This is a genomic window from Kitasatospora misakiensis (genome assembly GCF_042656005.1).
GTDB classification, from domain to species: Bacteria; Actinomycetota; Actinomycetes; order Streptomycetales; family Streptomycetaceae; genus Kitasatospora; species Kitasatospora misakiensis.
On the sequence record NZ_JBHSOF010000001.1, the window covers coordinates 79,479 to 91,689 of the forward strand.

Genomic DNA, 12,211 nt, shown 5'->3' on the forward strand with positions numbered 1-12,211 from the left:
CCGGCGGGAGGATCGGGACCATGGACCTGCCCGTGATGCCGCCCGTCGCCCCGATGCTCGCCAAGTCCGTCGCGAAGATCCCGCCCGGCATGCAGTACGAGGCCAAATGGGACGGCTTCCGCACCATCGTCTTCCGCGACGGCGACGAGGTCGAACTCGGCAGCCGCACCGGCAAACCCCTCACCCGCTACTTCCCCGAACTCGTCGACGCCCTGCGCCGCGAGACACCCCCGCGCTGCGTCCTCGACGGCGAGGTGGTCATCGCCCGCGACGGCCGGCTGCGCTTCGAGGAACTCCTCGAACGCATCCACCCCGCCGCCAGCCGGGTCAAACTGCTCGCCGAACGCACCCCCGCCTCCTTCGTGGCCTTCGACCTGCTCGCCCTCGGCGACGCCTCCCTGCTCGACGAGCCCCTCGCCGTACGCCGCGCCGCCCTCGAAACGGCGCTCGCCGACGCCGCCGACCCCGTCTTCACCGCCCCCGCCGCGACCGACCGCGAGCTCGCCGAGACCTGGTTCGCCCAGTACGAGGGCGCCGGCCTGGACGGGATCGTCGCCAAGCCCCTGGACCAGCCCTACCGACCCGGCGAACGCACCATGTACAAGATCAAGCACGAGCGCACCGCCGACTGCGTGGTGGCGGGCTACCGCGAGCACAAGAGCGGACCGGTCGTCGGCTCCCTGCTGCTCGGGATCCACGACGCCGAGGGCCGCCTCCAGCACGTCGGAGTCTGCGCCGCGTTCCCGATGGCCCGCCGCCGCGAACTCGCCGAGGAACTGGCCCCGTTGCGCACCACCGACCTCTCCGGCCACCCCTGGGGCGCGTGGGCCGACGAGGCCGCGCACGCCGACGCCCGGCTGCCCGGCGCGCAGAGCCGCTGGACCGGGAAGAAGGACCTCTCCTGGGTCCCGCTGCGGCCCGAACGCGTCGTCGAGGTCGCCTACGACCACATGGAGGGCACCCGCTTCCGGCACACCGCGCAGTTCCGCCGCTGGCGGCCGGACCGGACGCCGGCGAGCTGTACGTACGAGCAGTTGGAGGAGCCGGTCTCGTACGACCTGGCCCGGGTGCTGGGCGGCTGACCGCCCGCCACCAGCGCGTCCGGGGTCGCCGGGCCGCCGGTTCAGACCGCCGGCTCAGGCCGTTGGTTCAGACCGCCGGTTCAGGCCGTCGACGGCACCGGCGGGGTGACCGAGGTCGACACCGAGGCCGAACCGGTCGGCGTGCCCGGCGACTCGTCCCCGCCCGCCGGCGCCGCCGGCAGGTCGTAGACGTTCCCGGGCGAGACGACCTCCGTGATCGCCTTCGCGAACAGGGTCGACGGCGCCGAACCGTTGAACGGGATGTCCGTGTTCAGCAGCACCACCAACGACGCCTGCGCCGACGGCAGGTACACCACCACCGACTGGTAGCCCGGCAGCGAGCCGTTGTGCCCGATCCACCCGTGGTTGTAGAACAACCCCAGCCCGTACCAGGTGTCCGGCACCGCCGAGGGCTGCGGCTGGAGCCGCTGCGCCTGCGTCTGCGGGGTCAGCAGCGTGCCCGTGGCCAGCACCTTCGCCCACTTCTTCAGGTCCGCCTGGTCCGAGATGATCGCCCCCGCCGCCCACCCCCAGGACGGGTTCCAGTCCGTGGCGTCGGCGATCGTCCCGTCCGCCGTCTGGTTGGTGTAGCCCCGGGCGTGCGGCTGCGGGAAGGCGTTGGTCGTCGGGAACACCGTCCGGCCCAGGTCCGCCGGGTCGAACACCTCCTTCTTCAGGAACTCGCCGAGCGGCCGCCCGCCCAGCTTCTCGATCACCTTCCCGATCAGCACCGTGTTGGTGTTGGAGTACTCGAACTCGGCCCCCGGCGCGAAGTTCACCGGGTGCTTGAACGCGTACGCGAGCAACTGGTCCGGCGTGAACTGGCGCTGCGGGTCCGACTGGAGCGCCGTCACGAAGGCCTCGTCCTCGCTGTACGAGAACAGGCCGCTGCGCATGTCGGCCAGTTGCCGCAGGGTGATCGAGTCACCGTTCGGCACCCCCGCGACGTACTTGCCGATCGGGTCGTCGAGCCCGGCCTTGCCCTGGTCCACCAGCCGCAGCAGACCGGTGACGGTGAAGGTCTTGGTCTCGCTGCCGATCCGCATGTTGAGCCCGGTCACCATCGCCGTGCCCGCGACCTTGTCGGACACGCCGAAGGCCTTCAGGTAGTCGCCCTTCGGCGTGGACAGGTTGACGATCACCCCCGGCACCGAGGCCTCCGTCAGCACCCGCTGCACCGCCGCGTCCAGCCGTGACGTCACGTCGGGCGTCAGCGGCAGCACGGTGGGAGCCGCCGACGGGCTGCCGGTAGTCGGTGAGGGACTCAGCGGGGTGGCGGTGGCGCTCGGACCCGACGCCGAGGGGCTCAGCGCCGCCGGAACGGCCGTCACCTCCCCGGCCGCCGGCGCGCCGGTCGACCCGCCGCCCGAACACCCGGCGGAGGCCAGCAGCCCGGCCAGCGCCAGCACCAGCGCCAGCGGGGCCGGCCGGGTGGCCGGCCGGGCGGCGGGACGGGGAGCGAGACGGGGGGCGGGACGGCGGCGGGGGGTCGTGGCCCGGTCGGGCCCGGGGGCCGTCGCACGGGTCGTCACACGGTTCGTCATGTCGAGGCGCCTCTCTGGGCCGGACGGGCCCGGAGCAGCGCTCCACGGGCCCGCAAGGGGGAGCGATCGCCACCGTATGCGCGCCCGGACCGCCCCGCGCGCCCGGCGGCCGCCCGCTGGCCCGAACGGACCCACCCCTCGGCCCGCCTCAGCCACCCGGCCCGGCCCGGCTCGCACCCCGGCGGTCCGTCCGGCACCATGACCCGCCCCCTACCGGCGCCCGCGTAGGGTGCGCACGGCACACCGTCGCCGTCCGCCGCGACTGACCCCGGGGGCCGGGGGTGACTTTGCAAAGTCCCCACTTTGCAAAGTGTGTGTTGGCAAAGTCCCACCGGGTCCGGGTTCGGCTCCGCGTCCGCGACTTTGCAAAGTGGGGACTTTGCAAACAGTCCCTCGCCCGCCCTGCGGCGCGGGGCCGCCACCGCCACCGCCCGGACAGCGCCGTGCGCGCCCCGCGCACGCGCCGCGCGCTGCGCCGTCGGAGTGCCGCCCGGCACGCCGCGAGGGCCCCCGAGCCCAGCTCGGGCACGATCGTTTAGCCCAGCTGTCGCGGCCCTTAAGAATTCCTCGATGGACCGCACCCCCTCCCACCAGGCAGATTTCTGCCTGCCCGGAGTGCGGACGCCAGGATCGAGGTCAGGGATCCCGGCCCCCGCCAGGACCCTCCGGCCCTCCCGAGGGCCGCCACGCCGGGCCCCGTCGGCCTGCCCACACCAGGTCGCCCCACCGTGCGTCAGGAGCCACCGCCGTGAAGGCACTCGTCAAGCAGAAGGCCGAGCCCGGACTCTGGCTGATGGACGTCCCCACCCCGGCGATCGGCCCCGGCGAGGTGCTCATCAAGGTGCTGCGCACCGGCATCTGCGGCACCGACCTGCACATCCGCAAGTGGGACGGCTGGGCCCAGCAGGCCATCCGGACCCCGCTGGTGCTCGGCCACGAGTTCGTCGGCGAGGTCGCCGAGATCGGCGCCGGCGTCGCGGACATCTCCGTCGGCGACCTGGTCAGCGGCGAGGGCCACCTGGTCTGCGGCAAGTGCCGCAACTGCCTGGCCGGCCGCCGCCACCTGTGTCGCAACACCGTGGGCCTCGGCGTCAACCGCGACGGCGCCTTCGCCGAGTACGTCGCGCTGCCCGCCTCCAACGTCTGGGTGCACCGGGTCCCGGTCGACCTCGACGTCGCCGCGATCTTCGACCCGTTCGGCAACGCCGTGCACACCGCGCTGTCCTTCCCGCTGGTCGGCGAGGACGTGCTGGTCACCGGTGCCGGCCCGATCGGCATCATGGCCGCCGCCGTCGCCAAGCACGCCGGCGCCCGCAACGTGATGATCACCGACGTCTCCCCGTACCGCCTCGACCTCGCCCGCCAGGTCGGCGTCACGCTGGCGCTCAACGTCGCCGAGGAGACCATCGAGGACGGCCAGCGCAAGCTCGGCCTGCGCGAGGGCTTCGACGTCGGCCTGGAGATGTCCGGCCGCCCCGAGGCGATGCAGTCGATGATCGCCAACATGACCCACGGCGGGAAGATCGCCATGCTCGGCCTGCCCGCCGAGCAGTTCCCCATCGACTGGGCCTCCGTCGTCACCTCGATGCTCACCATCAAGGGCATCTACGGCCGCGAGATGTTCGAGACCTGGTACGCGATGTCCGTCCTCCTGGAGGGCGGCCTCGACCTCAGCCCCGTGATCACCGGCCGGTACGCCGCCGAGGACTTCGAAGCCGCGTTCGACGAGGCGGCCGGCGGCCGCTGCGGCAAGGTCATCCTCGACTGGACCGCCTGAGTACCCTCGCCGATCTGACGATCCGACGATCCGTTTAGGAGCAGCTGTGTTCGACAACGTGCGCGACGACCTCGCCGCCACCCTCGAAGAGATCCGCGAAGCCGGTCTCTTCAAGCCGGAGCGCGTCATCGGCACCCCGCAGAGCGCCGCCGTCACCGTCACCGCCGGCGGCACCCCGGGCGAGGTCCTCAACTTCTGCGCCAACAACTACCTCGGCCTCGCCGACCACCCCGAGGTGCTCGACGCCGCCAAGGACGCGCTCGACCGCTGGGGCTACGGCATGGCGTCCGTCCGCTTCATCTGCGGCACCCAGGACGTCCACAAGCAGTTGGAGGACCGGCTCTCCGCGTTCCTCGGCCAGGAGGACACGATCCTCTACTCCTCCTGCTTCGACGCCAACGGCGGCGTCTTCGAGACCCTGCTCGACGAGCGCGACGCCGTCATCTCCGACGCCCTCAACCACGCGAGCATCATCGACGGCATCCGCCTGTGCAAGGCCCGCCGCCACCGCTACGCCAACCGCGACCTCGCCGACCTGGAGCAGCAGCTCAAGGAGAGCCAGGGCGCCCGCCGCCGCCTGATCGTCACCGACGGCGTCTTCTCGATGGACGGCTACGTCGCCCCGCTGCGCGAGATCTGCGACCTCGCCGACCGCTACGACGCCATGGTCATGGTCGACGACTCGCACGCCGTCGGCTTCGTCGGCGCGGGCGGGCGCGGCACGCCCGAGCTGCACGGCGTCATGGACCGCGTCGACATCATCACCGGCACCCTCGGCAAGGCGCTCGGCGGCGCGTCCGGCGGCTACGTCGCCGCCCGCCGGGAGATCGTCGCCCTGCTGCGCCAGCGGTCGCGGCCGTACCTGTTCTCGAACTCGCTGGCGCCGGTCATCGCGGCGGCCTCGCTGAAGGTGCTGGACCTCGTCGAGCGCTCCAACGAGCTGCGGGAGCGGCTGGCGGCCAACACCGCGCTGTTCCGCTCGAAGATGACCGAGGCCGGCTTCGAGATCCTGCCGGGCGACCACCCGATCGCGCCGGTGATGATCGGCGACGCGGCCAAGGCAGGGCGGCTCGCCGAGCTGCTGCTGGAGCGCGGTGTGTACGTGATCGGCTTCTCCTACCCGGTCGTCCCGCACGGCCAGGCCCGGATCCGGGTCCAGCTCTCCGCGGCCCACACCACCGAGGACGTCGAGCGCGCCGTGGCGGCGTTCATCGACGCGCGTTCCGTGCTGGGGGAGTAGCCCGCAGCCCGCACGATCCCCACCCGTCACCGCCGCGGTGTCCGGGGAGCGCCCTCCGGGCCGGCTCCCCCCTCGATCGCCTGTGGCGCGTCCGCTCGCAACCGGACGCGCCACGGGCTCCCAATCCGCCGCACGGCACCAAGACCACCTGCCCCACCCTCCCGCCGCGGGAGTGGGAAGTCGGCCCGGCCGACTTCCCACTCCCGTTCGCGGTTTCCGGGGGCCTCGGTCGGCACTTTGCAAACACCCAGAAAACTTTGCAAAGTGCGTTGTGACGTCCCTCTACCAGGACAAACAGGCTCTGCACTTTGCAAAGTGCACACTTTGCAAAGTGCGGAGCCCGGAACCGGGGTAGTGGCACCAACCCGGGCGGACCACCCGCCCGGCGCCCTCCGGAGTGCGCGCGGGTGGGCGGGCGCCGAGAGTCGGCGGGGAGAGAACAGAAGAGGAGCCGCGGCGGGAGGAACGGGATGGCGGTGCGCAGGGCGACGCCCCCGACGCCCCGGGCGTCGAGGGCGCCCGGCGTCCCGCCCGTGCTCACCCTGCTCCTCCGGCTGCTCGCCCTGACCGCCGCCGGGCTCGTCACCTGGACCACCCTCGCCGACGCCGCCGGGCGCCGGCCGGCGCTGCCGCTGCTGTTCGCGGCCTGGCCGCCCCCGCCGTCCGCCGGCCTGCGGGCCGTCCTGCTGCTCGTCGCCGTGGCCGCCGTCGCGTCGGTCGGCGCCCTGGTCGCCCGCCACCCGCCGCCCGGCGTCCCCGCTCCGGCCTCGGTCGGGACGCTCGCCGCGGCGGCCGTCCTGATCAGCGCCGAACTGCGCGGCCACCCGGCCGACGCCGTCCTCGGCCTCGCCACCATCGCCCTCGTCCTGTTCGACGTCCTGCCCCGCCGTCCGACCGCGCCGCCCACGGCGGGCCTCGCGCTCGGCGTGGGCATAGCGCTCCACCCCGTCGCGCTCCTCTTCCTCCCCGCCGTCCTCCCCGGTCGCCCGGCCCGCGCCCCCGCCCGGGCGCGGCTCGCCCGCGTCCGGCCCGCGCTGGTCGCGCTGGCCACCGCCGCCGCCGTGCACACCGCCGTCCGGCTGGCCGATCCTGCCCGCACCGCGCGTTTCCACCGGCGCTTCGCCGACCCCGCCGCCATCACCGACCCCGCCGATCTGACCGCGCTCGCCCTGCTCCACCGCCTCGGCCTGCACGGCGGCCCGCCGCTGTTCGCCGGCTGGCTCGCCGTGGCCCTCGCCGCCGCGCTGCTCGCCCTGCGCCGCGCCCGCGCCCTCGCCGCCGACGGCCAACCCCTGCTCGCGGCCGGCGTCCTCGGCTGCGCCACCGCGGCCGTCGCCCCCGTCGCCGGTCCGGCCGACCTCGGCTGGCTGCTGCTCGCCGCCACCGGCCGGCTCGGCCGCCGCCCGGAGGACCGCGCGCTGTGGCCGGTGATCGCCGCCACCGTCGCCCTGCTGCCCGCCACCCTCCTCGACCCCGGTATCGAACCCGTCAGCGGCCTGCTGCTGCGCAAGGCCCCCGTCCTGGTCGCGCTCGCCGCGGCCGCCGTGCTGCCGTTCCGCCGCCGCACCGACCCGTACTGGCGGCTGCACCGTGCCCCCGGCCCGCCGCCCACCGGGCGCACCGGCAGGCGACGCTACGTCCCGCTGCTGCCCGCCCGGCTGCGCCCGGTCTCCCGGCCCAATCCCGTGCTGGAGCTGCTGTTCATCCAGGTCGGCTACGGCGTCTACACCTACATCCGCAACGCCGCCCCGGACCGGGTCGCCGTCGCCACCGACCACGCCCGCCGCCTGTACCACCTGGAGCAGACCCTCCACCTCGACCTCGAACCCGCCGTCAACGGCTGGGCGCTGCGGGCCGGCGAGGGCCTGCGCGACGCCGCGCAGGAGTACTACAAGGTCCTGCACTTCGCCGTCCCGCTCGCCGTGCTGCTCTGGCTCTACGCCCGCCACCCCGGCCGGTACCGCACCGCGCGCACCGTCCTGTTCGCCGCCACCGGCCTCGCCCTGCTCGGCTTCTGGGGGTACCCGCTGGCGCCGCCCCGGCTGGTCCCGGAGTTCGGCCTGCGAGAGGACCCGGGCGGTGCTCCCGCGGACGCCCCGCTCGGGGCGCTGACCGCGCTCACCAACCAGTACGCGGCGATGCCCTCGCTGCACATCGCCTGGTCGGCGTGGGCCGCCCTGGTGGTGGTCACCACCGTCCGGTCGCCGTGGCTGCGCGCCCTGGCGGCGCTCTACCCGGTGACGACCTTCGTGGTCGTGCTGGCCACCGCCAACCACTGGGTGCTGGACGCGGTCGGCGGCGTGGCGGTGCTGTCCGCCGGCGGTCTGGTGGCCTTCCTGCTCACCGGCCGGCTGCTCACCGACCGCGCCCCCGCGCCGTCCGGACCGCGTCCTCCCGCTCCGGCGGACCGACCCGTCCTCGGCGCCCTCGCCCACGGCGCGGCCGGGCCCCCGGACCTCCCCGACCGCCCACCCGAGCGCCCGCCCGACCTACAGCCCCAGCACCCGCCCGACCGCTCCTCGGAACACCGCCCGCCGGACGGTCGCACGGAGCGCCGCCGGGAGTAGGAAGTCGGCCGGTCCGACGTCCCACTCCGCCGCCGCCCCGCGCAGCGCTTCGCCGCCCCGCCCCGGGAGCCCCGCCGACGCTGGCAGAATTGGCCTTGTGATCGACGCGAGACGGCTGCGGACCCTGCGAGCGGTGGCGGACCACCGGACGGTGACCGCCGCGGCGGCGGCGCTCTACCTCACCCCCTCCGCGGTCTCGCAGCAGCTGGCCGCGCTGGAGCAGGAGACCGGCCACCACCTGCTGGCCCGCGAGGGCCGGGGCGTGCGGCTGACCGCCGCCGGGGAGATCCTGCTGGGGCACGCCGACGCCGTGCTCGCCCAGCTCGAACGCGCCGAGGCCGACCTCGCCGCGTACAGTGCGGGCGTCTCCGGCGAGGTGACCGTCGCCTCCTTCGCCACCGGCATCTCCCTCGTCCTCGCGCCCGCGATCGGCATCCTCGCGACCCGTGCCCCCGGCGTCCGCCTCAAGGTGCTCGACGCGGAGGGCGACGCCAGCCTGCCGATGGTGCTGGACGGCCGCGCCGACCTCGCGGTGGCCGTCGAGTACCGGGGCGCCCCGCGCGCCGACGACGCCCGCCTCACCCGCGTCCCCCTCTACGCCGAACCCTTCGAGGCGGTGCTGCCGCTCGCCCACCCGCTGGCCGCGGCCGAGGGCCCGATCGCGATGGCCGACCTCGGCGACGAGCCGTGGATCGGCCCCTACCCGGGCAACCCGTGTCACGACGTGGTGCTGCTGGCCTGCGAGCACGCCGGCTTCCAGCCGCGCCTGGTGCACTCCTCCGACGACTTCCGCGCCGTCGTCGCCCTCGCCTCGGCCGGCGCCGGCGTGGCGCTCGTCCCGCGCTCGGCCCTGCTCGGCGTCGATCTCGCCCACGTCGCCGTCCGCCCCGTCGACAGCGCCCTCGCCACCCGCCGGGTCTTCGCCGCCGTGCGCGCCGGCGCCGACGGGCACCCCCTCATCCGCCCGGTCCTCGACGCCCTCGCCGACGCCGCCCCGACCGCGCCCGCGGCCCCGACGGCCCCGGCGACCCACGGCACCCCTGACGCCCCCGACACCCCCGGCACGCCGCCCCGATCCTGAGACTCCCTCGACGAGACCCGACCGCGCCGGCCCGGGGGTGGTGGGGGCGGTGGGGTTGGACGGGCTGCTGGCACCATCCGGGCACGCTCGTCCTCTTGCCGGTGTTCGACGGGACCGTCAGCATGAGGGCACCGCAGTGGTGTGCCGCCGGAGGGGGGATCCCGTCGATGGGTGGTGGAGATCCGGTGTGTCCGGCGTGCGGAGCGCCACGCGCGCCGGGGCTGCCACCGCCGGCGGCGGCGCTCCCGCTGGCCGGGGCGCTGACCCCCCGCGAGCGCACCGTGCTGCAACTGCTGGGCCTGGGGTACGACAATCGCTCGATCGCCTACGAACTCAGCATCAGCGAACGCACCGTCAAACGGTTCGTCACCGCCATCCTGGCGAAACTCGGACTCCGATCAAGACTTCAGGCCGGGCTGCTCGCGCTGATCCTCGCGTCCTCCCCGGCCGGCGGCGGCCCCTGGCCCAAAGGTCTCATGGACGGCGTCCCGGGCGCCGGTGATGATGATCTGGCATCCGAGAAGGAGGGGACCATGACATTCGACGCCCTCGCCGCCCTCCGGCAGGCGGGCAACCCGGTCGACCTGCTGACACTGGAACAGCGGGACGTGCTGTCCCGGCTCACCGAGGACGAGGTGACCGTCCTCAATTCCGTCAAACAGCGGCTCGACGCCGTTTCGGACGCCGAGGTGGAAGGGCATTCCTTCGTCATCAAGTTGGCGTGAGATGGCGGTCAGATTCGGGATTCTCGGGCCGCTGCGCGTGCTGGAGAACGGTCGTGCGGTCGACCCGGGATCGCGGAAGCAACAGGTCCTCCTGGCGGCTCTGCTGTCCCACGCGAATACCCGGTTGTCGGCCGACGCACTGGTCGAGGCGCTCTGGGACGACGCGCCGCCGCGCACCGCCCGGAAGAACCTCCAGGTCTACGTGTCGGGACTGCGCCGACTGACCGGCCCCGAGCCCGGGACAGAGGCCGACCCGACCTGCGGGCCGGGCGCCACCCGGATCAGCCACCAGGCCGGCGGCTACATCCTGCACACCGCCGAGGCGGAGCTCGACGCGCTCCGCTTCGAACAGCGGGCCCGGGCCGGGGCGCTCGGCGAGGCGCTGGGGCTGTGGCGCGGGTCGGCGCTCGACGGGTTCCGGGACGTCCCGCTGATCGACACGGCCGCGCAGCGCCTGGACCGCCGCTTCCTCGGCGTGTTCGAGGACTGGCTGGACGCCGAACTCGCCGCCGGCCACGGGGCGGAGGCGATCGAGCGCGCCACCGAGACCGCCCAGCGGCACCCGCTGCGCGAACGGCTGCGGATGCTGCAGATGACCGCGCTGTGCCAGGCCGGGCGGCGCTCCGAGGCACTCGCCGTCTACGACGAGCTGCGGCAGGCGCTGGCCCACGAGCTCGGCCTGCCGCCCAGCCCCGCGCTGGCCCGCTTCTACCGCTCGCTGCTCTGCGAGGCCGGCCCGGTCCCGCCGCGCCCCGCCGCCTCCGCCGAGCTGCGGCCGCCACCGGCACCGCGCCCGCACCGCCCGGCGGCGCCGAACCTGCTGCCCACCGACCCGCCCGCGTTCACCGGCCGCGCCTCCGCCGTGCGCCGGCTGACCGAGGTACTCACCGGGGACGCCGGCCGGCTGGCCGTGGTGACCGGACCGCTCGGCGCGGGCAAGACCGCGCTGGCCGTCCACACCGCGCACCGGCTCGCCGGGCACTTCCCGGACGGCCGGCTGTTCGTGCGGCTGCGCGGCGAGGACGGCCGGCTGCGCCCGCTGGAGGACGTGCTGCGCCAACTGCTGGCCGCCACCGCCCCCGGCGGACGGGACGGGCCGCCCGGCGCGCCGCCGCCCGCCGAGCCGTCCGACCCGCGCTGGGCCTGGCAGTTGTGGCTGACCGGGCGCCGCGCGCTGGTGGTCGTCGACGACGCCCGCCGCGAGTCGGAGGTCCGCCCGCTACTGCCGGAGGCCGGCGAGAGCGCCGTCGTGGTCACCGCCCGGCCCCGGCTGATCGGGCTTGAGGGCGCCCACCGGCTCTGGCTGCCGCCGCTCACGGTGGACGAGGCGGTGGAGCTCCTCGGCCGGACGATCGGCGCCGAACGGGTCGACGCGGACCGGGAGTCCGCCGCCAGGATCGTCCGCGCGACCGGGCTGCTGCCGCTCGGGGTGCGGCTGGTCGCCGACCGGCTGGCCTTCCTGCGGCACGTCCCGCTGGGCGAGTACGGCGCGCGGCTGGCCGGCGGGCGGGCCCTGCTGGACGAGCTGTGCGGCGGCGACCCGCTGGTGCGGGTGCGGCTGGCCGAGTCGGTCGGCGAGCTGCCGGAGGCCGCGCACTGGGCGGTGCTGCGGCTCGGCCTGCTGGCCCGCCCGGTGTTCACCCTGGACCGGGCCGCCGCGGCGTTGGACTGCGACCCGGGGACGGCCGTACGGGTGCTGGAGGACCTCCTGGAGGCCAGCCTGCTCACCGTCGCCGGCGCGGAGGGGCTCGCCCACACCGTGCGGTACGAGATGCCGGCGCTGCTGTACGCGTACGCCCGGGAGCGGGCCGCCCGGACCGCCGACCGGGTGCCGGCCCGTCACCACTGAGCCGCCAACACCCGAATGGTGAACGGCATCTGACCAACCGTCATACCGAAATCGAACCGCCGCCTAATCGCCGTCATACCGGAGGTCCCTACGTTTCTCCCGGGCCGGCGTAGCGGACGCCGCACTGCAGAGGGAGGTCAGCATGAGCGACTCCATCAACCCGGAGCCGACCGCCGAGGACGAGGACGTCGACGTCGTCGCGCACGGTGTCGAGGTGGAGGACGACGGTCTCGTCGAGGACATCTGCATCATCAACAACAGCGCGGCGCTCTGACCCGATCCGTCCGGTCGTCGAGCCATGACGCCTGAGCGGGCCATCCGGCCCCGGCGGCCCGAACCGCCGGTG

9 protein-coding genes are annotated in these 12,211 nt (G+C 74.7%); 8 read left to right on the forward strand and 1 reads right to left on the reverse strand.

The features are described 5' to 3' along the window. Positions 1-20: 20 nt before the first annotated feature. Complete coding sequence (locus tag ACFP3U_RS00235) at positions 21-1,082, forward strand: ATP-dependent DNA ligase (protein WP_380222958.1); 1,062 nt, start codon at positions 21-23, stop codon at positions 1,080-1,082. Positions 1,083-1,162: 80 nt separating this feature from the next. Here the strand turns inward: ACFP3U_RS00235 and ACFP3U_RS00240 are convergent, their stop codons facing one another. Next, complete coding sequence (locus ACFP3U_RS00240) at positions 1,163-2,626, reverse strand: serine hydrolase domain-containing protein (RefSeq protein ID WP_380222959.1); 1,464 nt, start codon at positions 2,624-2,626, stop codon at positions 1,163-1,165. 748 nt (positions 2,627-3,374) lie between these two features. Here ACFP3U_RS00240 and tdh point away from each other — a divergent pair. From tdh to ACFP3U_RS00275, 7 genes are all read left to right on the forward strand, one after another. Next, positions 3,375-4,403 carry an L-threonine 3-dehydrogenase gene (gene tdh / locus ACFP3U_RS00245; RefSeq protein WP_380222960.1) on the forward strand — a complete coding sequence of 343 codons (1,029 nt, stop codon included), beginning with the start codon at positions 3,375-3,377 and terminating at the stop codon, positions 4,401-4,403. A gap of 46 nt (positions 4,404-4,449) precedes the next feature. Beyond that, complete coding sequence (locus ACFP3U_RS00250) at positions 4,450-5,643, forward strand: glycine C-acetyltransferase (RefSeq protein WP_380222961.1); 1,194 nt, start codon at positions 4,450-4,452, stop codon at positions 5,641-5,643. Positions 5,644-6,113: 470 nt separating this feature from the next. Next, positions 6,114-8,210, forward strand: a complete 2,097-nt coding sequence (locus tag ACFP3U_RS00255) for a phosphatase PAP2 family protein (protein WP_380222962.1) — start codon at positions 6,114-6,116, stop codon at positions 8,208-8,210. A gap of 97 nt (positions 8,211-8,307) precedes the next feature. Further along, positions 8,308-9,291 (forward strand): LysR family transcriptional regulator, encoded by a 984-nt coding sequence (locus ACFP3U_RS00260; RefSeq protein ID WP_380222963.1) that lies wholly within the window; start codon positions 8,308-8,310, stop codon positions 9,289-9,291. 101 nt (positions 9,292-9,392) lie between these two features. Further along, a complete protein-coding gene (locus ACFP3U_RS00265) occupies positions 9,393-10,016 on the forward strand; it encodes a helix-turn-helix domain-containing protein (RefSeq protein WP_380223292.1) in 624 nt (207 codons plus the stop codon). Between the two features lies 1 nt (position 10,017). Next, on the forward strand, positions 10,018-11,865 hold the full coding sequence (locus ACFP3U_RS00270) for an AfsR/SARP family transcriptional regulator (protein ID WP_380222964.1): 1,848 nt from the start codon (positions 10,018-10,020) through the stop codon (positions 11,863-11,865). Positions 11,866-12,007: 142 nt separating this feature from the next. Then, positions 12,008-12,139, forward strand: a complete 132-nt coding sequence (locus ACFP3U_RS00275; protein ID WP_380222965.1) for a hypothetical protein — start codon at positions 12,008-12,010, stop codon at positions 12,137-12,139. Positions 12,140-12,211 lie beyond the last annotated feature (72 nt).

What these genes read in the sequence shown, in the direction of transcription:
- ACFP3U_RS00255 (WP_380222962.1), top strand. Translation starts at nt 6,114, where the DNA reads ATGGCGGTGCGCAGGGCGACGCCCCCGACGCCCCGGGCGTCGAGGGCG.
- ACFP3U_RS00275 (WP_380222965.1), top strand. Translation starts at nt 12,008, where the DNA reads ATGAGCGACTCCATCAACCCGGAGCCGACCGCCGAGGACGAGGACGTC.
- ACFP3U_RS00235 (WP_380222958.1), top strand. Translation starts at nt 21, where the DNA reads ATGGACCTGCCCGTGATGCCGCCCGTCGCCCCGATGCTCGCCAAGTCC.
- ACFP3U_RS00270 (WP_380222964.1), top strand. Translation starts at nt 10,018, where the DNA reads ATGGCGGTCAGATTCGGGATTCTCGGGCCGCTGCGCGTGCTGGAGAAC.
- ACFP3U_RS00240 (WP_380222959.1), bottom strand. Translation starts at nt 2,626, where the DNA reads ATGACGAACCGTGTGACGACCCGTGCGACGGCCCCCGGGCCCGACCGG.